At 56.5% G+C, this 21,236-nt stretch carries 18 protein-coding genes and 1 tRNA gene; 7 read left to right on the plus strand and 12 right to left on the minus strand.

Going from position 1 to position 21,236, the window contains the following annotated elements; genetic code table 11:
• Positions 1-36: 36 nt before the first annotated feature.
• Together QRX40_RS01425 and QRX40_RS01430 are read left to right on the plus strand one after the other, a co-directional pair.
• Complete coding sequence (locus QRX40_RS01425; protein ID WP_313835809.1) at positions 37-1,350, plus strand: PspC domain-containing protein; 1,314 nt, start codon at positions 37-39, stop codon at positions 1,348-1,350.
• A 99-nt stretch (positions 1,351-1,449) separates the two neighbouring features.
• Positions 1,450-2,151 (plus strand): response regulator transcription factor, encoded by a 702-nt coding sequence (locus tag QRX40_RS01430; protein ID WP_313835810.1) that lies wholly within the window; start codon positions 1,450-1,452, stop codon positions 2,149-2,151.
• A 205-nt stretch (positions 2,152-2,356) separates the two neighbouring features.
• On the opposite strand, the gene yicI is transcribed toward QRX40_RS01430, so the two are convergent.
• Positions 2,357-4,423, minus strand: coding sequence for an alpha-xylosidase (gene yicI / locus QRX40_RS01435; protein ID WP_313835811.1), 2,067 nt, complete (start codon positions 4,421-4,423; stop codon positions 2,357-2,359).
• A 77-nt stretch (positions 4,424-4,500) separates the two neighbouring features.
• Positions 4,501-5,763: an extracellular solute-binding protein gene (locus QRX40_RS01440; protein WP_313835812.1), complete on the minus strand. Its 1,263-nt coding sequence runs from the start codon at positions 5,761-5,763 to the stop codon at positions 4,501-4,503.
• Between the two features lie 238 nt (positions 5,764-6,001).
• Here QRX40_RS01440 and QRX40_RS08725 point away from each other — a divergent pair, with 238 nt between their 5' ends.
• Positions 6,002-7,057 carry a LacI family DNA-binding transcriptional regulator gene (locus QRX40_RS08725; RefSeq protein ID WP_396184120.1) on the plus strand — a complete coding sequence of 352 codons (1,056 nt, stop codon included), beginning with the start codon at positions 6,002-6,004 and terminating at the stop codon, positions 7,055-7,057.
• On the opposite strand, the gene QRX40_RS01450 is transcribed toward QRX40_RS08725, so the two are convergent.
• The 3 genes from QRX40_RS01450 to QRX40_RS01460 all read right to left on the minus strand — a co-directional run bounded on the left by QRX40_RS01450 (position 7,047) and on the right by QRX40_RS01460 (position 10,016).
• Positions 7,047-7,889 carry a carbohydrate ABC transporter permease gene (locus QRX40_RS01450; RefSeq protein ID WP_029676007.1) on the minus strand — a complete coding sequence of 281 codons (843 nt, stop codon included), beginning with the start codon at positions 7,887-7,889 and terminating at the stop codon, positions 7,047-7,049. The genes QRX40_RS08725 and QRX40_RS01450 overlap by 11 nt on opposite strands.
• A 1-nt stretch (position 7,890) precedes the next feature.
• Positions 7,891-8,745 carry a sugar ABC transporter permease gene (locus QRX40_RS01455; protein WP_313835815.1) on the minus strand — a complete coding sequence of 285 codons (855 nt, stop codon included), beginning with the start codon at positions 8,743-8,745 and terminating at the stop codon, positions 7,891-7,893.
• Positions 8,746-9,368: 623 nt separating this feature from the next.
• Complete coding sequence (locus QRX40_RS01460; RefSeq protein WP_313835817.1) at positions 9,369-10,016, minus strand: hypothetical protein; 648 nt, start codon at positions 10,014-10,016, stop codon at positions 9,369-9,371.
• A 204-nt stretch (positions 10,017-10,220) separates the two neighbouring features.
• On the opposite strand from QRX40_RS01460, the gene QRX40_RS01465 reads away from it, so the two are divergent.
• The gene (locus QRX40_RS01465) at positions 10,221-10,832 is read left to right on the plus strand and encodes a Type 1 glutamine amidotransferase-like domain-containing protein (protein WP_313835818.1); all 612 of its coding nucleotides are present in this window, start codon (positions 10,221-10,223) and stop codon (positions 10,830-10,832) included.
• Positions 10,833-10,842: 10 nt separating this feature from the next.
• Here the strand turns inward: QRX40_RS01465 and QRX40_RS01470 are convergent, their stop codons facing one another.
• The 7 genes from QRX40_RS01470 to QRX40_RS01500 all read right to left on the minus strand — a co-directional run bounded on the left by QRX40_RS01470 (position 10,843) and on the right by QRX40_RS01500 (position 16,978).
• Positions 10,843-12,402, minus strand: a complete 1,560-nt coding sequence (locus QRX40_RS01470; RefSeq protein ID WP_396184243.1) for a ClC family H(+)/Cl(-) exchange transporter — start codon at positions 12,400-12,402, stop codon at positions 10,843-10,845.
• Between the two features lie 127 nt (positions 12,403-12,529).
• The gene (locus QRX40_RS01475) at positions 12,530-12,997 is read right to left on the minus strand and encodes a YbaK/EbsC family protein (RefSeq protein ID WP_313835821.1); all 468 of its coding nucleotides are present in this window, start codon (positions 12,995-12,997) and stop codon (positions 12,530-12,532) included.
• Between the two features lie 139 nt (positions 12,998-13,136).
• On the minus strand, positions 13,137-13,634 hold the full coding sequence (locus QRX40_RS01480) for a hypothetical protein (RefSeq protein WP_313835822.1): 498 nt from the start codon (positions 13,632-13,634) through the stop codon (positions 13,137-13,139).
• Between the two features lie 170 nt (positions 13,635-13,804).
• A tRNA-Ser gene (locus QRX40_RS01485) sits at positions 13,805-13,889 on the minus strand.
• Positions 13,890-13,982: 93 nt separating this feature from the next.
• Positions 13,983-15,269, minus strand: a complete 1,287-nt coding sequence (gene serS, locus QRX40_RS01490; RefSeq protein WP_313835824.1) for a serine--tRNA ligase — start codon at positions 15,267-15,269, stop codon at positions 13,983-13,985.
• A 143-nt stretch (positions 15,270-15,412) separates the two neighbouring features.
• Complete coding sequence (sdaAA, locus tag QRX40_RS01495; RefSeq protein WP_045924787.1) at positions 15,413-16,288, minus strand: L-serine ammonia-lyase, iron-sulfur-dependent, subunit alpha; 876 nt, start codon at positions 16,286-16,288, stop codon at positions 15,413-15,415.
• 12 nt (positions 16,289-16,300) lie between these two features.
• Entirely contained in the window at positions 16,301-16,978 is a 678-nt protein-coding gene (locus tag QRX40_RS01500; RefSeq protein WP_045924788.1) for a serine dehydratase beta chain, read from the minus strand.
• A 220-nt stretch (positions 16,979-17,198) separates the two neighbouring features.
• Between QRX40_RS01500 and QRX40_RS01505 the strand changes: the two genes are divergently transcribed.
• From QRX40_RS01505 to QRX40_RS01515, 3 genes are all read left to right on the plus strand, one after another.
• Complete coding sequence (locus tag QRX40_RS01505) at positions 17,199-18,293, plus strand: diacylglycerol kinase family protein (protein ID WP_313835827.1); 1,095 nt, start codon at positions 17,199-17,201, stop codon at positions 18,291-18,293.
• A gap of 63 nt (positions 18,294-18,356) precedes the next feature.
• A complete protein-coding gene (pgm, locus tag QRX40_RS01510; protein ID WP_313835829.1) occupies positions 18,357-20,030 on the plus strand; it encodes a phosphoglucomutase (alpha-D-glucose-1,6-bisphosphate-dependent) in 1,674 nt (557 codons plus the stop codon).
• A 60-nt stretch (positions 20,031-20,090) separates the two neighbouring features.
• Entirely contained in the window at positions 20,091-21,134 is a 1,044-nt protein-coding gene (locus QRX40_RS01515) for a ribonuclease H (protein WP_198199801.1), read from the plus strand.
• Positions 21,135-21,236 lie beyond the last annotated feature (102 nt).

Here is a 21,236-nt window from a genome sequence, read left to right on the forward strand (position 1 = left end):
GCCTTATCGGTACGATCCGAAACCGATAATGGAGGCATGAACGCAGCCATGCAGGAAGAACAAACGTTGAGGGAACCACCTCCTCTGCACCCTGCGCGCATGCCCCTGATGAGGCCACACAAGGGCAGGATCCTGTGCGGAGTCTGCAAGGGCGTCAGCCTACACCTAGGCATTCCCGTCTTCTGGATCCGCCTGGGCATGGTGCTTATGGCTCCCAAATTGATCACCTGTGTAATCTACTGCTTTCTGTGGTTGACGCTCCCCCAGGGCGACCCCACCCAGGCAGTCCAACCGAATGACCCAAAGTCAGCCCCGCTGGCGCCCAGCATCCTCACTGAACAGCCAGATCAGAAGGAGGAGCACAGCATCAGTCCCGGGCGGATAACCAGACTGCTGGCGGGCCTGGGCATCATCCTTCTGCTGACCGCTGTCTTTCTGCTCAACAGCGGCATGCGCCCCGCTTTTGTCGTCCCCTGCCTGCTTTTCTGCGCTGGACTGGTCCTGGCCTGGCTGAGGCCGGAAAACCAAGGAACGGGCTACCACCTGCCTGCCCTCATCGGCAGCCTTGCCCTGATCCTGTCTGCCGCGGTGATCTTCCTGCTGTCCACCCAGGAATTGCATTGGGCCCTGACCCTGATAGTCCTGGCCGGCCTGCTTCTTATAGGCGTAACCGCAGTGGTCGTGCCCTGGGTAGGCTCGATCCTCAGCCAGCTGGGCGACGAACGAGCCATGAAGGAACGCGAGGAGGAGCGAGCCGACATGGCAGCCCACCTGCACGATGGCGTCCTGCAGACCCTGGCGCTGATCCAGCTGCATGCCGACGATCCGCATACCGTCTTCACCCTGGCCCGATCCCAGGAGCGTGATCTGCGCAACTGGCTCTACCAGGAACGCACCCCCTCAGACCGGTCAGTCAGCACTGGGCTGAGCCAGATAGCCGCACAGGTGGAGGACGATTCCGGCAAGCCGATCGAGGTGGTCACCGTGGGCGACGCCATGCCCTGCGCCCAGACCGATGCCCTGCTCAACGCGGCCCGACAGGCCCTGGTCAATGCCGTAACCCACGGTGGCGAACCCATCTCCGTCTATTGCGAGGCCCGCAGGAATCAGGTTGAGGTCTACGTGCGCGACCACGGTTCTGGCTTCGATATGGATGCGATTCCAGCCGACCGTCTGGGAATCCGAGAGTCCATCATCGGCCGGATTCGGCGGCGTGGCGGCAGGGTCGAGATCGTCTCGCGCCCGGGCTGGGGCACCGAGGTCAGGATGCATATGCCTCTGTCCGAGGCCAGCCAACACCAGGAGGGCAAGGTTAGTCAGACTGAAAAGGGGACTGAGGCCCAGCAATGATAGGATGCATGGTGAACCATTCATTCACAGACGCATGCCGGTCCGGATCTCACTTGTACTTGAGGACCCGCGTCGGGAAAGGCGGGCTGAACCACGCCCATGACCACGACTGCAGCAGAGCCCCATCAAGCCGAGGATGGGGCGGCAAGTATTCGCGTGGCCGTCGTCGACGACCATGAGATGTTTCGTACCGGCGTCATCACCACCCTGCAGCCGCATTTCCACGTCGTGGGTCAGGCGGCAGACGTGGAGTCCTCCATTCTCATGGTCAGACAGACCCGTCCCGATGTGGTTTTGCTGGATGTGCACGTGCCCGGTGGCCAAGGCGGCGGAGGCGCAGAAATCCTGAGCCGCTCGCATCCCCTCTCCCCCCGGTCGGTCTTTCTGGCTCTTTCCGTATCCGACTCGCCCAGGGACGTGGGCTCGGTCATCCGCGCCGGAGCCCGTGGTTACGTGACCAAGACCATCTCCGCCAAGGACCTGGTCTCCTCAATCCGCCAGGTTCACGAGGGGTACGCGGTCTTCTCCCCCAAGCTGGCCGGATTCGTGCTCTCCGCCTTCCAGGAGGACGAAGCTGCAGATGCCGGTCTGGCAGAAGACGACGAACTGGACCGGCTCTCCGCACGCGAGCAGGAGGTCATGCGCCTGATCGCCCGGGGCTACACCTACCGCGAGGTGGCCTCCGAGCTGTTCATCTCCATCAAAACTGTTGAGACCCACGTCTCCAACGTCCTGCGCAAACTCCAACTCTCAAACCGAACCGAGCTGACACGCTGGGCCGCAGACCGCCGCATCGTCTGAATAGCCAGATATCACCCTGGCCTATCTAAATTCAGCAAGGTGGAGTCCCGTTTATCACCCTGTTCTCAGGAACGCACGGGTCCCGAATAAACAGAACCCGCGCGTCTTAAATAGTCGCTATCTTGTAGTCTTCCCGTATCCGCTGACCGAATCACAGCCTTTTGCCATGCAAATGTGACAAATGAACTGAGAAACTACTGAAAACTCAGCTTGCGGAATCGCTGGACACATGCATTGGATCAGCACCCGGACGGACCAGGAGTGGCAAAGTATGATAATCATATTGCTGCTCGTACCAACGGCCGGGCTTGTATTCCTCGCCTGTAATGAGGTTCTTCCAGACGTCTCCCGCATGATCTCCATTCTCAGCAGGAACATAGAATCTGGCGAACCCATCATCCGAAAATATCGGAGCCACCAGCAGATCGCCACCCAGCATGTACTGAGTATCTATATCTTCACAAGTTGGATCATTTGGGAATTCCAGAATCATAGCCCGCATGACCGGCACTCCAGTTTCATGAGCTTCCTGTGCCATGCGTGAGAGATAGGGAGCCAGACGCTTCTTGAGCTTGGCAAATTCACTCGTCACCTGTACAGCTTCATCGCCATATCTCCAAGGAACTTTCAACTCATTGGATCCGTGATACCTGGAATGCGAAGAGAGGAGTCCGAACTGTGTCCACCGCTTATACAAATCGGGTGTGGGCCTAACAGGACGGTCCTCAAAACCTGCAATATCATGACTCCAATATCCAAATCCTGCCATGCCCAGGGACAAGCCCGCACGGAGCGAATCAGCCATAGCCTCATAGGTGGCGGTAGGATCCCCACCCCAGTGAACTGGATACTTTTGACTGCCGACAGTGGCTGAACGGGCAAAAACGACGGCGTTTTCCTCTCCATGAACCGCTGCAGTGACTTCATACACCGCTTTGTTGTATAGGAGAGTGTAATAATTATGCATCAGTGCCGGATCAGCATGATTGAAATATTCCACATGCTCAGTAGGTATGCGTTCGCCAAAGTCGGTCTTAAAACAATCGACCCCCTGTTCCAGAAGATGCCGTAACTTGGATTGATACCACTTCGTCGCCGCTGGATTAGTGAAATCGACGATTGCCATACCTGGCTGCCACATGTCCCACTGCCAGATGGTCCCATCGGTATTCTTGATGAAGTAACCGTTCCTTGCACCCTCTTTGAATATAGGGGATTTTTGCGCGATATAAGGGTTGATCCATACGCAAGATTTTATGCCCCTCTGATGTAACTCGGAAAGCAGCCTTTCTGGTTGAGGGAATTTCTTCTCATCCCACTGGAAACTGCACCATTCCAGTTCTTTCATCCAGTGACTATCGATATGCACGACACTAAGTGGGATGTCATGTGCTGCCATATCGTTGACCATTTCCAGAATCGATTCCTGATCGAAATAAGGACTCATCGATGTGGAAAGCCATAGTCCAAGACTCCAATCAGGCACCTTGGGCGGTTTACCAGTTAAGTCAGTATAGTTATCAAGCACACCCTTAAGACTGTTCCCGGATATCACCGAATAGCTCATTTCCTGTTCAGGGACAGCAAATTCAACACGAGATACATTCTGAGTACCTATTTCAAAACTGACCAGACCTGTGGTATCAACAAAAAGACCATATCCCTTATTGCTCAGATAGAAAGGAATGTTTTTATAAGCCTGCTCGCTTTGCGAACCTCCGTCAAGATTCCAGCAATCAACACTTTGGCCATTTCTGACAAAGTTGGTAAAGCGTTCTCCAAGACCGTATATCTTCTCTCCTACGGCAAGATCAAGCTGATCCACAATGAACGTCTGCCCCGACGGATCAATGACTACCGCCTTGCTATTGAGACTTGCCCTGGTGACCAACTTTCCTTCACGAATATATTGAAAATCGAGACTGTCTCCCTTAGCTACAACAAGAGTCAGCTTACCTGATGTGAACCGCCAATCATCTTCAGTTTCTTCAATCGTCACTGCCGTATTCGATGGATTCAGTTCAAAACTTGGTTGATGGCTGCGATCTCTCTTATAGTTAATCAATCTTGTAGTTATTACATCTGCATGGGGACTGGTAACCTCAATGGTCAAAAGCCCCTTGTTCAGGGTATCGCCCAAGGAATGGATCGGTTGATTAAGCGGGCAATATAGGGTCAGCTTATCCGACTCGATATCCGCGCTGTACACGCTGGAAACATAGTTGGCCTCATATCCTTGTTTGACAAGCCAGGCACCGTTAAGGAATTTCATCAGTTTATCTTTCTAGATATTGATATGCCAAGGGCGGCCCCAAAAGCAGCAGGAGCCGTCCATTGACCGTCGTTTTCTTACTTGCGGATACCGTTCTTTTGATAGTCCGCGTCAAGACCATTGAGGTAGGCGTCAACGTCCCCATTCGTCAGGAAAATCTGGCTCAGACCTTTCATATCGCTCGCGCCAGTGAACATGACATCCGGGAATATACAGGTTTTGCCCTTATCGATGTAATCGGCTTTCATCGCCGTAAGCACATCGGTCCCCGCAGGCACATCTGAACGAACTGAAAGCAGATTCTGATCCGTCGTGTACTCCTCTTGGGCTTTCTTAGACAGCAGGAATGTAACAAACTTTTGAGCCGCATCCTGATGTTTGGAAGCTGTTGAAACCCCAATGAGAGCATCAGTGCCGGAGATTAACTTGGTTTCGTTGGGTTTATCGCTGGTGGGGAGAACAAAGAAACCAAGGTTGATATTGGGATTGGCCTCCTTGATGGCAGGTATGGCCCAGATGCCCGTTATGTACATCGCGGACTTGCCATTGGCAAACTGTGAATTCCCGTCGTTGTAATCGGTGCCGTTCGGGTCGCCCTGAGCGAATTCCCTCAGCTTCAGCATTCGTTCGGCAGCCGTTCTCCATCCTTTGTTCTTAGAGAAAGTCTCCTTGCCTGATTGCAGATTATCCCAAAAATGGTCACCTTGCATTGGAGCAGCAACCGCCATCGCTGTCTTATTGGCTGGATCGGAATCCTTCCACGTGAATATGAAAGGCTGTTCGTTTTGTTGCTTAAGCTTCTGCGCCAGGTTGATGAATTCATCCCAAGTCGTAGGAGGCTTCAGATCATATTTCTTGAAAATATCTACGTTATAGAGCACGCCTTCGCCAATAATGGACCAAGGCACAGCATAATCCTTGTCGGTTTGCCCAATTTTACGCAGGTAATCGTAATATCCTTTATTAGCAACAGCCTTGTATGCCTCAGTACCTTTTTGCTCAGTAAGTATGTTTGCCTTGACTAGATCGTTGTAGTATGTACCATCTGCAGTTATCACATCAGGCACATCATTTTTAGCCATGCGAGATTTCAATACCGTTAGCGGATCAGATGCATTCTGCTGCTCAACCTTGATATTAGGATTTTTTGATTCGAATTCTTTAATCAACTTGTTAGTGATTTTTACAGACTCAGGCTTCTTTTGGAAAAATTGAATCTCAACTTTGCCATTAGCGGAGTTCTCTCCCTCCGCATCATTCCCGCATGCAGCAGCTGTTGTCACCAACATAGATGCGGCAGCGGCAAAAGCCATTACTTTACCCATCCTAGGGTTCTTCATCTGATCTCCTCCTTTGGAGTGATGAAAAAAGTTCAGCAATCCCCCGAATTGTTCAAACTTTAAAACGAAATACCAATATATTCACGTCTCAATATCATTGTTATCTAATTCATTCTAGTGCAACCGGTTGCAACCACCTAATCCTCCTTCTACTTTTTCTAAAGATTAAAAACTACAATTGCTGAGGCTTACACTGTATACGTACAGGTAATTGACCATACAATCTTCGGGGAAACCATTGAAACGACAAGAACCCGCGACGATACAGAACGTCGCTGAACGCGCAGGGGTTTCCATCTCAACTGTCTCCAGATCATTCTCTCGGCCTGATCTTGTTGCCACCAATACACGGAACCGAGTACTTCAAGTTGCAAAAGATCTAGACTTTTCCGTTGCCCGTTCCTCGGGAGCTTTGCGGTCGCGCAGGTCCTACAGAATTGCCGTATTGCTACCCGGCAGCCCAGCCACCTGGTTTCTTTCGCAAATCATCGCTGGTTTGGATTCGGTATTGCATAGGAAAGGGTACGACCTTTCTTTTTACCGGATACGCAATACAGCAGATCAGGAACAGTTTTTCAACGACCTCCCTACAAGAAAAAATGCGGATGCTGTTGTCGTGCCCTCCTTCAATATCAGCCAAGTGGGTATAGACCGCCTGAGCAATCTCGGCATTCCCATCGCCGGAATCAACATGCAAAATAAGGCAGGCCTCACTTTGGACTCTTTCATCAAAGACCGCACAACCATGAGGGAAATCGTCAATCATTTGATCTCTCTCGGCCATAGAGACATTTCCTATATAGGTTTCTCCCCTTCTAACTCCCTTCAGTTCAGCGCTATGGAAAGGCTCAAGGGATTCCGAGAAGCCTGTAGCAATGCCATTACCCCCGTGCGTACTAGCATCATCACTTTGGACGAACATGACGTGGTTGACGATATCCTTGAGCCTGAACGCGTTATTACACAAATACTTCAGCTTCCTCACCTACCTACTGCGATATGCTGCCAACAAGACGGAATCGCAATTCCGCTAGCCTGTCGACTATGCCAAAAGGGCCTGTCGATACCAGATACCGTTTCCATTACTGGATTTGACGATTCAACATATGCTGAACCTTTCAATTTGACTACTGCCCATCAGGATCCCGAAGACATGGCCCGTGGTATAGGAGAGAAGATCTTGAGGTTGCTCAACGACAAAACGGTTGATGCTCCATTCGAAGAATTCCCATCGCCTCTGGTAATACGAACTTCGACCGCTCGTCCTCGTCAAAGCGAGCCTCTCACTCCTTAACGGAGCCAGCTGCAACACCTCCTATAATCTGCTTCTGCGCAAACAGATAAACAATTAGCATGGGAATCATCGCCAAGGTGTAGGAGGAAAAAGACAGATTGTAATCAGTGTTAAAGGTGCTCTGGAACATATACTGAGTAAGGGGAATGGTGAATTGATTCTGCTTCGAGATCATGACTAATGGCATCATGAAATCATTCCAGACCCAGAGCGTTTGCAGAATGGCGACAGTGGCATTGGCCGGTCCCATGAGCGGAAAAATAATACGCCAAAAGGTCTGCCAGGTATTAGCACCATCAAGCATGGCTGCTTCATCAAGACTGGTCGGTATGGTTTCAAGATAGCCAACATAGAACATGGTATTGAACGGCAAGTTGTATATAACGTACAGCGGAATTAACCCATATAAGTTATCCAATCCAAGCAGGCTCATCTCCTTGACAAGTGGAAGCATGAGTATTGAAAATGGAATGAACATGGCCGAGACGATGTAGTAATAGACAAACTTATAACCCTTGCGATTCATATTCCTCGCAATGGCATAGGCAACCATCGAGTTGGTCAACACAGCCAAAATTACTGAGATCGCAGTCAATAGAAGACTATTGCACAACGCCCTCCAAAAACCCGTTTCAGCAATTGCTCTGGAGAAATTGTCCCAATGCCAGCTTGTTGGAAGAGCCCACAAGCTGTTGGCGCTCTGCTGCCTATCTTTCACGGCTGTCGTCAAGGTTATATACATAGGAATCAGAACAGTGAGCGAGCAAAAAAGCAGAAAAACCGTGAGAAGCCAGTTGCTTCGTCTCCTGATGGTATTGCTTTTGATATCCATATCAGTTCTCCCTTGACCTGAACAAGCGCATCTGTACAAGCGAGATGAAAAGAATCAAAACAAAGTACATGACAGCGTTCGCAGACTGGTAGGCAAACTGACCACCCTGAAATCCGTTTCGATAAATCAGGAATGATATTGATTGAGTCGCTGTACCCGGCCCGCCGTTTGTCAGAGCCACCACCAAATCGAAAACCTGCAATTGGTTCTTGAGCTGAAGAACCATATTCACTGCCACGAAAGGCATGACCAGAGGCAGGGTTATTCTCCAAAACACCTGCCGCCTATTGGCACCATCCACCTTGGCAGCTTCATATATGTCTGATGAGATAGATTCGATCCCAGTCATATAGATGACCGTCGTAACCGCACAAGCCTGCCAGACTGCAACGATGACTATAGCAACCCATGCCCATTGCGGATTTCCAAGCAAACTTCGCGAAAGGAAATCGTTATGAAGACCTTTGCCTATGGAGGTAATCGCCTGCGAAAAAATAAAGTTAAAAACGTACCCGATAACAATGGTTGCCAAGACCGCGGGCAAAAAGAAAACACCTCGCAGAAACCCTTTGAGCCTAATGTTTTGCGTTAAAGCCGCTGCCAAGAGGAGGCTGATTATGTTGGTCAATATGGCAGCAAGAAAAGCAAATCCCAGGGTAAAAATGTAACTATGCAGAATGCTGGAGTCTTTGACAAGGTTCTGATAATTCGATAAGCCAATGAACTTCCATCCCCCGTAGCCCCTATAGTCCGTCAGACTGTAAAACATACCCATCAAAGCCGGAACGGTCATAAAACAGAACAACAGAACAACTCCGGGGAAGACCATTAGAATTGGCCCTTTCCGTCGTCTCATGCACAACTCCTTTGCTTGCACTTAGTCAGTCGCACAATGCATGCACGACATTCGCATAGGCTTAGCCACTTTTCGGTGCCATGACCTTCAATCATCAAGCCGTAATCACGGCAGAAACACCTTCCAGAGTCAAGGGGACTGAACCGGCATCCTCCTTTGGAATCCGCCTTGCTATAGCAACTCCGTAAAAGCCATAACGCCAGAGAACGCACCAACACTCCCTCGTGGTTGTCTGCATCTCATGACGCCTTAAGAATACAGCAACCGGTTGCAATAATCAATTCAACGGTTAGTCGCATCAGAAATCGCAACATTCAATACTCTTATCAGTAACTGTCAGAACTGACACCGATGCTCTTTGCGCTCCTGCACAATGCAAAATTATGACAATCTGATCAACTCAAGAAATAAAGCAAGAATATATCGTTTGAAGTTTGAGAACGGAATCAATAAGCGTCACATAATACAGACTGGAAGCCGAAAGAGCTTCGGATGGAGAATATTCAAAGCATCACCTACCAGAGGTGGGCACCGTGGTAACCAATTTGACTGGGATCGATGTCGCACGTCCAATTACCACAGCTTCGCTTTGCATCTGCTACACGGAGCATGCGCTGCCGCCTTCATCGATGAAAAAGCTGATGCAGACTGCTGATGTCATGAACGACAACCGCCTTCATGCCCAACCTGTCAGCAATTGCCACATGCTCAGGATCCGCATCAACGAAGATCGTATGCTCGGGGCTGATGGCGAAACGACGCAGGGCCAGACGATAGAAGAGCGGATCGGAAAGATCCAGATGCTCCTCTGACGAGATCAGGATGTCCTTCAAGGCAGAGAGCGGCGAAAGGACCTTGGATGCCGACTCAGCCAGCTGACGGGTCGTTGCCGCCAGACCCCAAAGGGTCAGGCCAGCTCGCTGCAGATCCTCCAGCAGATCGGATGCTCCGGGAAGCAGGCCCTTCACTGCCAGGGTGTAGTTTTCCAAGCAGACGCGAACCACCCAGGCGACGGCGGGCCCATGAGTGGTTTCATAGTCGGCCAAAGCTCGTTGCGGATCCACGCCCAGATTGATCTGTCTGCTGACACAGGCAAAGCCCCAAGGGTCATTCGGATCCAGCACCATATCGACTACACCGTCAGGATACTGCCCAGCCAGGGCTCGGCGCGGGTCCCAATCCACCAGGGTTCCGGGCAAAGCGAAGAGAATACTGCCGCCTGGGGCTACGGTATCGGGGCGGTCGTCGCTGTATAAATCCTCGCCTGACATGTCGCGCGATACGCCTTGACCAGATCCCTGCCATAACTCCTGATGCTGCCTTGCCATGCCCCCAGACTAGGCATCTGAGCCTACAACGCGGTCAATCACTAGGCGAAGACCATTGCTTGGATATATTGAGACCAGCAATGGTCGGATCTTTCGTTTTGCGACCTGCCCGGGGCGGAAGTCCCGCCTGGCATGAAAGGAGCCGTTATGCGTCGGCTGCTGCTTACATCCTCATTCTCCGCTACCGCTGACAGGTTGCCAGCCTTTCTGGAAGGCTCGCCCAAGAATCATACGGTGGCTTTCATTCCCACGGCCAACCTTCCACAGCGTTCGGATAGTTATGTCCAGGAGGCTCGTCGAGCCTTCACCGACATGGGTTGCCAAATCGACGATTTGGAAGTCTCGACTGCGGATCCAGAGACCATACGCCGCAGCCTGGAGGAGGACGACCTGATCTACCTGTCCGGCGGCAACACCTTCTTTCTGTTGCAGGAGCTGTGCCGCTCAGGTGCTGCTGATCTGATCAGACAGCAGGTGGATCAGGGCAAACCTTACATCGGCGAATCGGCTGGCACTGTGGTGACCGGTCCCGATATCGGCTTCCTGGATGCCATGGATCCGCGCTCGGCCGCCCCGGATCTGGACTCCACCGCCGGGCTGGGTCTGGTGGACTTCCGTCTCCTCCCCCACCTTGATTCCGAACCCTTCGCCGAGGTGACCAGGAAAATTCTGGACCGCTACGGCGACGATGCGCCCATGGTGGCCATCAACAACAGCCAGGCCGTGGCAGTCCACGGGCAGTGCCTGACCATCCTTTAGAGAACATCAGTCAGCGACAGAGGCTTTCCATGACCCGTCGGGCCTGATCCAGACGATCACCGGCACAGAGCAGGATGACACCGTCTCCGGCGAGCAACCTCAGATCACCAGCAGGAATCAGCCGATGCTCACCCCGACGAAGACCGATTACGGCACATCCGTGCGGCCAGGGAACCTGCCCAAGCAGACGACCAGCCGCCGGACTGCCATGCTCTATGGGGAACTCCACAGTGACCCTGTCAGGAACCTGAGCATCGGGAGCACGTCCTCGGCGATAACGCTCCAGCAGAGCCTCGTAAATAGGCTGGACACCCAGCAAATCGGACACCATCAAAGCCGTAAAAGCGCACAGGGCTACAGGGAGCATATGAACCAGAGAGCCGGACATCTCCACCGTCAGCAGGATGGAGGTTATGGGGGCCTTGACCGAGGCCGTCAGAGTGCCCGCCATGGCACAGACCGCGCAGACTGGAATAATCCTGACAGGCATTCCCAGAGCGGCCGCACCCATCCCGCACAGTGATCCGGTCAGCGTGCCAACTGCCAGGATGGGCATGAAGATGCCGCCGGGGGCGCCGCTGCCGAAGGAGGTAGCCGTAAAGAGCATCTTGACCAGAAGCAGAACCATCAGGTTGGCGGCCACCGACCAGGCCAGCTCACGAACGCCTTCCGCCTTGCCAATCAGGTCCTCGCCTCCACCCAGGACAGCAGGCAGCACCAATCCGACCGGCAGGGCCAGGAAGAGGGAGATCACCGGTCCCAGCTTCGAGGGCAGATGGCTGTAAAGGCTCTGCGCGCCCAGCAGCAGACGGTTCATGGCAGCTCCCACAAGGCCGGCCACCAGCCCAAGGGGGATCATCAGCAGATACTGGGCAATGGTCAACTGGGGCATAGCGGTAAAATCCAGGACCGGACGCAGGCCGAAACGGTTTTTGGCAATGAAATCAGCACTCAGGCAGGCCATGGCTGCTGACAGAAGAATCATTGGAGAAAAGGACCGGTGGATCTCCTCCAGGGCGAAGACCATCCCCGACAAGGGCGCGTTGAATGCTGCAGACAGGCCGGCAGCCGCGCCGGAGGTCACCAGGCAGGTCTCCTCCACACGGTCTCGGCGCAATCCTCGGGAAACCAGCTGGGAACCGGCCGCGCCGATCTGCACCGAAGGCCCCTCGCGCCCCAAAGACAGGCCGAACATGCCGCAGGCCAGACCGCCCAGGAATCGTACGCCCAGCACAGGCAGGGCAGGCATGCGCATACCGTGGATGACCACGCCCTCCACCTGCGGAATGCCGGAACCGGAGGCCATGGGAACCCGGCCGACCATCCAGGCCAGGGCCAGGCCCACCAGCAGGGCGGCCAGCAGCCAAGGAAGAATCATCAGGGGCCGATCACGCATCTGTGCATAGGCCCATCGAGCGAACTGAGTGCCGTAGCCGATGCCCTGGCGGTAGAACACCACCAGCACTCCCACCAACAGTCCGCAGCAGGCGGCCCTGAACGCTACCAGCCATTGGCTGGCACGACCCGGCCTTGTGGCCTGCACCGAGTCGGAAGGATAGGTCTGATCCATTTCATCTGCCGACGACCCTCTGTTAGACAGATTCAGCCTCACCGGCCTGCTCCTTCCCGCCTTCGCACACAACGGTTTCCAGCATCCCCCAAGGCAAAGACCAGAAGCAATGACCCAGTCGACGACTTCAACTCTCCGGCAGTATGAACACCCGGGATACCAGCTTCCGAGCAAGTTCCGGCAGGCAGGAGGCAGGCAAACAGACGGATACATCGTCGGAGCCCAGCGGCAGAGCGGTCTGTTGATCAGTTGCTATCAAGTTGCCGTCCAGAACGACGGTGTCCACCTGGCCCTGATGATCCAACAGATCCAGCAGCGAGACCCGGCCCGGCACCGTATTCAGACACTGGTGCAGGGTGGCAGCCGAGGCCATGTGCAGCCTTCGGCATCCGACCACTTCCCGCACCTGGTGCAAATCAGGGCGCACTATGCCCTTGGACACCAGAAGTATTAGCAGACCTCCAGCGTCCTCCAGCAGCAGGAACTTGGAGAGGTTTTCTACAGAGAGCCCCAGCAGGTCAGCAGTGCCCAGCTCCATGCCCTGGTCGATGGTGTCCAAGGGCGGATGCTGTACGACGCGCCGATTCGTCCCCAAGCCGTCCAAATGCTCTCAGACGGACAAGGGAACCATCCTGTTCCCCGAACCCATCGACTTCTTTCCCCTATCGTCCAGGACGCCAGGATCCGCTGCTGCAGGTTCAGTGCTGTCATTGCCTGGTCTCGAGATCATCTCGTCAGTCGTTGGCCACCTCTGAGTCGGGCTTCAGCTCCTTCTCCTTCTGGCCTATCCGCTTTCTGTCTATGCGATAGTAAGCGTTGAAGAGACCGCCGGAGGTCAGCAGGAAGACAAGGAGAACCAGCAGCCATATGTTCTCTTCGGCATCATATGTCTCAAGCAATTCATAAGAGGAGGAGATCATCTTCAGCCAGCCTGCGACCGACACGAAGTACCAGGCAGTTGCCTGGTCAAGGAAGCTCAGCGCCCGTCGACGTTCTGATCTGGTCCTGGTAGCCTGACGGAGAATTTCGTGCCCGCGTTTACGTTCCAGCTGAATCTTGACGATGGGCACCAGCCACCACCAGGGCGAGACCTCATCCCAATTCTTGCTGAGCTGATCAAAGTCGTCCAGGAGCTCCTGATATTCCTGCAGCTCCATCAGCCCCTGGAAGAGAGGGAATGTGAAAAGCAACCAATCCCCGATCAGAGAGACAATGGCGATGAATTGATCCACGACCCGACCTTTCCCTTGCAGAGTCGGCGCCCAAGGGCCGGCTCGCGTGATTACGCATGGCTACCATCCATCATTGTAGGCACCAGGTTCCAGCCCAAACCGCTCTGCGGACACGGGATTTTAAGCGAATACAAGAATGCCCCGGAATGAGCTCCGGGGCATCCACCAGGCGGACAGGGCGGGATTCGAACCCGCGGTGGCTTGCGCCACAACGGTTTTCAAGACCGTCTCTTTCGGCCGCTCAGACACCTGTCCATCAGACGTGCCGATCAGGCACGTCACTCATCATACGACATCAAGGTTGGTCCAACCACCAACGGAATGTCGACCAACCTCGGCAGAGGCGGTTCAGGCCTCCCAGGTCTTGGGCTCGATGACCTCCTTGCCGCCCACATAGGAGCGCATGGCCTCAGGGATGACGATGGAACCGTCGGCGTTCTGGTGGTTCTCCAGGATGGCGACCAGCCAGCGGGTGGTGGCCAGGGTCCCGTTCAGGGTGCTGACAGGACGCGTGGAGCCGTCTTCCAACCGCTCGCGTTCGTTGAGGCGGCGGGCCTGGTACTCGGTGCAGTTAGAGGTTGACGTCAGCTCGCGGTAGCGACCCTGGGTGGGCACCCAGGCCTCGCAGTCGAACTTGCGCGCGGCTGAGGACCCCAGGTCTCCTGCAGCGGTGTCGATGATCCGGTAGGGCACGTCCACCTTGGCCAGCATCTCCTGCTCCATGGCCAGCAACTGCTGGTGCTGGTCACGGGAGTCCTCCTGCTTGCAGTAGACGAACATCTCCACCTTGTCGAACTGGTGGACGCGGATGATGCCCATGGTGTCCTTGCCGGCAGAGCCAGCCTCCCGCCGGTAGCAGCTGGACCAGCCGCAGTAGCGCAGCGGGCCTTGGCTCAGATCCAGAATCTCATCCTCGTGCATGCCGGCCAGGGAGACCTCTGACGTGCCCACCAGATACTGATCGTCAGGCTCACGCAGACGGTAGATCTCGTCGGCATGGGCATTCAGGAAGCCGGTGCCGGCCATGACCTCAGGCCGGACCAAGGTGGGCGTAATGGTGGGAATGAATCCATGCTCCATGGCCTGGTCCACGGCCATGGTCAGCATGGCGATCTCCAGCCGGGCCACATCCCCCCTCAGGAAGTAGAAGCGGGAACCGGAAATCTTGACGCCCCTGCGCATGTCGATGCCAGCCACGCCCACGCCCAGGTCCAGGTGGTTCTTAGGATCGAAGCCCTCTTTGGTGAAGTCGCGCGGGGTGCCGACCTTCTTGACCACCACGTAGTCATCCTCGCCGCCCTCCGGCGCCTCGGGTTCCACTACGTTGCTGAACTTCCACATGAGATCGGTGTACCTGGCGTTGGCCTGGTCGGAAGCTGACTTGCAGGCATTCACCTTCTCGGACAGGCTCTTGGTCCGAGCCAGAAGGTCGGCTTTCTCATCAGGAGACGCCGAACCCATGCGCTTGCCAAGCGACTTCTGCTCGGCCCTGCAGCTCTCGTAATCCTGGAGTGCAGCCCTGCGCTCGCTGTCCGCCTTCAGCACCTCGTCGACGAGTTCGACCGATTCGCCGCGTTTGCGCTGTGATTCACGGACAACATCCGGATGTTCCTGAATGAACCTGATATCTAACATATCTGAATTGTATGACTTTCAAGGGACACGAAAACCGGCCCCGCACACCTCCTTCCAAGTCCCATGGCCTCTGCTGCAACCGGCCCGGCCGCGGTGGGAAGGCAGACGCGAACCATCCGTCCCTTATATGCGTCTGCCACGCATCACTTGCCGAATACAGTCTTGCGGAACCGTTTGCCGGTGGGAGTGCCAGCCAGTCCGCCTATGCCGGTCTCTCTCAGCGATGAGGGCATGCTTTCGCCGATGGACTTCATGGCTGCGATGACCTCGTCGGGCGGGATCCTGCTGACGCCACCCGACAAGGCGATGTCAGCAGCGATCAAAGCGTTGGCAGTGCCGATGGCGTTGCGATTGACGCAAGGCACCTCCACCAGTCCAGCCACGGGATCACAGACAAGTCCCAGCAGATTGCTCATGGCTATGGCGAAGGCCTGGGCGCTGGCATCAGGATCGCCTCCTGCACCCTCAACCGCAGCAGCGGCAGCCATGCCGGATGCGCTGCCCACCTCGGCCTGGCAGCCGCCTGTAGCTCCTGAGATCATCGCCTTGTTGGCCGTGACCAGCCCGAAAGCGCCTGCCGTGAACAGGCAGCGGATCAGCCCATCGTCATCCAGCCCCAGTCGGTTCTTGAGCACGGTGAGCACTCCGGGCAGGGTTCCCGAGGAACCGGCCGTGGGCGTCGCGCAGATGATGCCCATGGCCGCATTGACCTCATTGGTGGCCATGGCGGCCTCAACGGCCTGCAACATGGCATCGCCGCTCAGACTGGTTCGCGTCTTCCGGTAATGCTCCAGCAAAGCAGCCTGGCCACCGCTCAGCCCAGTCTTGGAAAACACGCCATCGCCCTGTGACCCCCTGGCCACGGCAGCCTGCATGACCTGCAGGTTCTTGGCCATTCTTGCCCATATTTGCTCACGCGTCTGGCGCGAACGCCGCACTTCCTCGTCGATGGCCACTTCAGATATCGACGAGCCGCGCTCTTTAGCCATACTCACGAGTTCAGCGATCGAAGTGAACATGCGCCATGCCTCCTAGTCGATATAAATCATCCGGGACGAGTGATCGGCGATCTGCTGCTGCCGCTGGTTGGACAGCGGATTGTCCAAATCGAACTCGTACACTGCCATGCCGGCCGGACCTGCGGGCTCATACCTGGTCTGCTTGGTCACGCCCTCTTCCCGGAGCAGATCGCGTATGCCCTCCAAGCGCCGACCGGAACCCTTGTCGGATTCATCCAGTTCCACCAACAGGATGGGCAGCAGCCCTGGAGGAGTGATCAAGCAGCCGTCCAAGTTGATACGCCGCACTTCAATGGTTCCGCCTCCGATGGAACAAGCCGCGTAGATCACCCGACCGGCTGGGCCCTGCAAGTCCAGGACGGCGGTGTTCGGGTGGTCGATGGGACTGGGTTCGTCCTCCTCGTGGAAGGTCAAATCCATGCCCTGTCTGCGGGCGATGCCGATGGCATCCGGCACCCGGGAGTCATCCGGCGCAAAACCCAGCAGGCCGCTGATGATGGCATAGTCGGTACCGTGGCCGCTGTGCGTGCGAGCGAAAGAATCATAATAATGAATGTCGGCACGGCTGGGGACACCGCCGGCAAGGATGTGCCCAACCCGTCCAATGGCCACTGCCCCGGCTGTGTGCGAGCTGGAGGGTCCAATCATGATGGGTCCTATGATGTCGAACACGCTCTTGTACTTATCCATGCCTGCCTCCTCTTCCCATACCCCCGGGCTTTCCCGGACTTCCAGCGCACGAAGCCGTTGCAGCTCCAGGCCGAAGGGACCACATGGACCGAATGACATCATAACTTTCCGCTTTTCATAACTCAATCAGCTCATACTGTCAGCGTGATTGCTGTAGAGGGTTCGTTCACGTCGGACACACCCAAGGGGTTCGGGTCGACACCACGCGCAAAATGGAGTCATGCCAATTCCAGCGGTCGTCATCCTCGGCATCCTGGCGGTGGCGGCCATTGTCGTCACAGCAGTGGTGTTGATCATCCGCGCCCAAAGACGGCATAGGTTCGCCATGCAGATCCTGGCCCGGGATGACGACCAGCTCAGCTATGCTTTCGTCATCAACCCCTCCAAGCCCCAGGCCGCTGCTGCCCGCGAGCGCATCCAGCAATACTGCCGGGACAAGGGCATCCGCGAATTCAGCTTCATCGAAACCCAGCTGGATCGGGACGGAAAGGCCTGCGCCCGCATGGCACTGGAGCGCGGAGCCAACGTAGTCGTTGCCGTGGGCGGGGACGGGACCGTACGCACCGTAGCCAGCGCCATGGCATCCAGCGACCATGTCATGGGCATCATCCCTATAGGGACCGGGAATCTCTTCGCGAGGAACATGGGCATTCCCGTTGGCGATCTGGACGCCGCCCTGGCCGTGGCCACCTCGTACGGATCCACCCAAGTCGACGTGGGCCGCATGGCTCTGCTGGACCAGGACGATCAGGAACAAGGCCGTGGTCATGCCTTCCTGATCATCGCCGGCATCGGCTTCGACGCCCTGATGATTGATGACACCGATCCCAATCTGAAGAAGACGGTCAGCTGGCTGGCCTACTTCATCAGCGGCGCCAAACATCTGTTCGCGCCCAAGTACACAGCCGACATCACCATCACCCGGCCCGACCAGGTCACACAGACCAACACCTCGGTGACCTTCCGCACCTTCATGGCCGGCAACTGCGGGGAGATTCCAGGATTCTCCCTGATGCCCGACGCCTCCTACGAAGACGGCATCCTGGACTTCGAGATCATCGACACCTCCGCTGGCCTGATCGGCTGGGCCAATCTCTTCGGAGACGTCATGCATCAGACCATCACCCGAAAGGCCAGCCAGAGCCCCCTGTCGACCAACTCCACCATCGTCCAGCTGCAGGGGACCAAGGCAGAAATCCGTCTGGAGAAGCCCGCCCTGGCTCAGGTGGACGGCGACATTCTGGGCGAAACCTGCCACATCGCACTCAGCGTGGAGCACCGGGCTCTGAACGTGCGGGTTCCCCAGTCCGACTGAGACCGAAGGAGTCTGTTCCCCCATCTGCACGCTTTCTCATGCCGGGGTGGCATGATGGGAGCCATGACAGCACAGAACGCGGGCAAGCCTGCCAGCCCCAAAGATCTGATCAACGTCGACGATCTGATCGGCAGGTACTACGATCTCATCCCCGACCCCTCCACGCCCTCCCAGCGGGTGTCCTTCGGCACCTCCGGGCATCGTGGCTCCGCCCTGACCACCTCCTTCAACGAGGCCCATATTGTGGCCATCAGCCAGGCCATAGCCGAACAGCGAGCCAAGGATGGAGTCACCGGACCGCTCTATCTGGGCCGCGACACCCACGCCCTCTCCCTGCCCGCCTGGAAGACCGCTATCGAGGTCCTGACAGCCAACGGCGTACGGGTGCGCATTGACGCCAATGATGACTACACTCCCACCCCCACCGTCTCTCAGGCCATCCTGACACACAACCGGGCGGCCGACGGGACCCAGCGCTTCTCCGGCAAGGATCTGGCCGATGGCATCGTGGTCACCCCCTCCCACAACCCGCCCACCGACGGCGGATTCAAGTATGACCCGCCCACAGGCGGCCCGGCTCCGGCTGAAACCACCAATGCCATAGCGCAACGGGCCAACGAGCTCCTGGGCGACTACAGGCGGGTCAAGCGGATCCCCTTTGAAGATGCCATCAAATCCGACCTGGTGGAGCGCTTCGACTACCGGGAACATTACGTGGCCGACCTGGGCAATGTTATCGACTTCGACCTGATCAGATCCTCTGGGGTCCGCCTGGGCATCGATCCGCTGGGCGGGGCCTCGGTCAATTACTGGCCGCTGATCAACGAAAAGTACGGGCTGAACATCGGCGTCGTCAACCCCGAGGTGGATCCGACCTGGCGGTTCATGACCATCGACCACGACGGGAAGATCCGCATGGATCCCAGCTCCCCCTATGCCATGAAGGGCCTGGTGGATCGCCTGAATGCAGGGGCTTGGGACTCCTACGACCTGGTGGGCGGCACCGATCCGGACGCCGACAGGCATGGCATCGTCTGCCCAGGAACAGGGGTCATGAACCCCAACCACTACATCGCCGTCTGCGTGGAATACCTCTTCTCCGGCAACCGTCCCGGATGGCCTAAGGGCGCCGGCATCGGCAAGACCCTGGTCTCCTCCTCCCTGATCGACCGTGTGGCTGCCTCCATAGGCGCCAGGCTGATCGAGGTGCCTGTGGGCTTCAAGTGGTTCGTCGACCCCCTCTTCAAGGGAGAGGTGGCCTTCGGCGGCGAGGAGAGCTCCGGGATGAGCTTCCTGCGTCGGGACGGCCGCGTCTGGACGACCGACAAGGACGGGCTGATCCCCGACCTCCTGGCTGCCGAGATCACAGCCAAGACCGGAAAGAACCCGGCCCAGCTCCACCAGGAGCAGGTGGAGCGCTTCGGCCAAAGCTGGTACAAGCGGGTGGACACCCCGACCACATTGGAGCAGAAGCAGAAGTTCGCCCGGCTGAACGGCGACGATGTGACGGCCTCCACCCTGGCCGGCGAGCCCATCACTGCCAAGCTGACCGAAGCCCCGGGCAACGGGGCCAAAATCGGCGGCATCAAGGTGACCACCCGGAACAACTGGTTCGCCGCCCGCCCCTCCGGCACCGAGAACATCTACAAGGTCTACGCCGAATCCTTCGTTTCCCCCGAGGCCCTGGATCAGGTTCTGGACGACGCCGACCAGGTGGTCGCCAAGGCCCTGGGCTGAACTGCAGACAAGACCATCGCTGGCACGAGGGTTCTTTGTTTCCCTGTCTAGACTGGAATCATGACCAATGACAAGAATCTGGTCGTCTCGACCGACGGCAGCGCACTGAGCAATCCCAACGGCCCCATGGGCTGGGCCTGGGCCGATCATGAGGGCGGCGACGCGGATGCAGGCGGCGCAAGCAACGGCACCAATCAGATCGGCGAGCTATGCGCCGTGCTGCAGGCGCTGCGTGCCCACCCAGGCGAGCGCCCGCTGGTCATCGAAACCGACTCCCAATATGCCATCAACTGCTCCACCACCTGGGTGCCCGGGTGGAAGAAGAAGGGCTGGAAGAACTCCCAAGGTAAGCCGGTCAAGAACCGTCCTCTGATCGAGGCTATCGATCGGGAGATCCAGGCACGGCCGGGATCAGTCAGGTTTGTCTGGGTCAAGGGCCACGCCGGCGACACCTTCAACGAGAAAGTGGACACTTTGGCCCGCGGCTACGCCACAGCTGCAGGCAAAGGCGATCGGGAAGGCTGTCTGCCCGTTGAGGGTTGGCGATCACTGCTGGCCTCCCCCTACGCCAAGGGCACGCAGGTGCCGTCCACAGTCAAGGAGGAGCTGGACGGAGGACCCCAGGTTCTGGACGATCTTGGCCGCAAGAAGGTTCGCCTGGACCAGAAAGAGCAGAAGGACCTGGCCGAAACCGCCGTCGAATCCGAGGCCGTGGATGCCGAGCAAGCCGAGTCCGTAGCCGCAACATTCTCAGGGTCGCCGGCCGCAGCAGCAGATGAGCGGGACGACGTGCCGTCTAAAGCCATCAATGACACGCCCGCTTCTGACATAGCCGATGATCAAAAAGACAACCCCTCGCCGGCTTTCAACGATACTTCGGACACCGACACGGTTGATCAAGAGACCAAGAATTCCGGCGCTCGAGGGCTGAGAGCCAGCGGCCGGATCCGCATCACGCCTCCTCCGTCTGGCAGCAGCATGTTCACCGGACAGGACCTGCATATAGTCGGCAGCATTGATCTGGACGCCGCCATCGACCCTGACGGCTACGTGAACATCCAGGAGGCCCCATTCCGTCTGCATGCCATCGAAGTCAAGGATTGAGCTGTTCATGGACCGTCAAGGGCCATCGTCTACACTGGAGTGAACCTGAACGAACAAGACCCGCGGATATCAGCCGTTAAGGGCATGGCGGGCATGAAGGAG

It is taken from the genome of Bifidobacterium sp. H6bp9, assembly GCF_032193695.1.
Lineage (GTDB): Bacteria > Actinomycetota > Actinomycetes > Actinomycetales > Bifidobacteriaceae > Bombiscardovia > Bombiscardovia kimbladii.

Coding starts and splice junctions, on each gene's coding strand:
- QRX40_RS01470 (WP_396184243.1), bottom strand. CDS start 12,402: ATGGATCAGACCTATCCTTCCGACTCGGTGCAGGCCACAAGGCCGGGT.
- QRX40_RS01430 (WP_313835810.1), top strand. CDS start 1,450: ATGACCACGACTGCAGCAGAGCCCCATCAAGCCGAGGATGGGGCGGCA.
- QRX40_RS01440 (WP_313835812.1), bottom strand. CDS start 5,763: ATGAAGAACCCTAGGATGGGTAAAGTAATGGCTTTTGCCGCTGCCGCA.
- yicI (WP_313835811.1), bottom strand. CDS start 4,423: ATGAAATTCCTTAACGGTGCCTGGCTTGTCAAACAAGGATATGAGGCC.
- pgm (WP_313835829.1), top strand. CDS start 18,357: ATGACAGCACAGAACGCGGGCAAGCCTGCCAGCCCCAAAGATCTGATC.
- QRX40_RS01500 (WP_045924788.1), bottom strand. CDS start 16,978: ATGGATAAGTACAAGAGCGTGTTCGACATCATAGGACCCATCATGATT.
- serS (WP_313835824.1), bottom strand. CDS start 15,269: ATGTTAGATATCAGGTTCATTCAGGAACATCCGGATGTTGTCCGTGAA.
- sdaAA (WP_045924787.1), bottom strand. CDS start 16,288: ATGTTCACTTCGATCGCTGAACTCGTGAGTATGGCTAAAGAGCGCGGC.
- QRX40_RS01505 (WP_313835827.1), top strand. CDS start 17,199: ATGCCAATTCCAGCGGTCGTCATCCTCGGCATCCTGGCGGTGGCGGCC.
- QRX40_RS01450 (WP_029676007.1), bottom strand. CDS start 7,889: ATGGATATCAAAAGCAATACCATCAGGAGACGAAGCAACTGGCTTCTC.
- QRX40_RS01425 (WP_313835809.1), top strand. CDS start 37: ATGAACGCAGCCATGCAGGAAGAACAAACGTTGAGGGAACCACCTCCT.
- QRX40_RS01460 (WP_313835817.1), bottom strand. CDS start 10,016: ATGTCAGGCGAGGATTTATACAGCGACGACCGCCCCGATACCGTAGCC.
- QRX40_RS01455 (WP_313835815.1), bottom strand. CDS start 8,745: ATGAGACGACGGAAAGGGCCAATTCTAATGGTCTTCCCCGGAGTTGTT.
- QRX40_RS01515 (WP_198199801.1), top strand. CDS start 20,091: ATGACCAATGACAAGAATCTGGTCGTCTCGACCGACGGCAGCGCACTG.
- QRX40_RS01465 (WP_313835818.1), top strand. CDS start 10,221: ATGCGTCGGCTGCTGCTTACATCCTCATTCTCCGCTACCGCTGACAGG.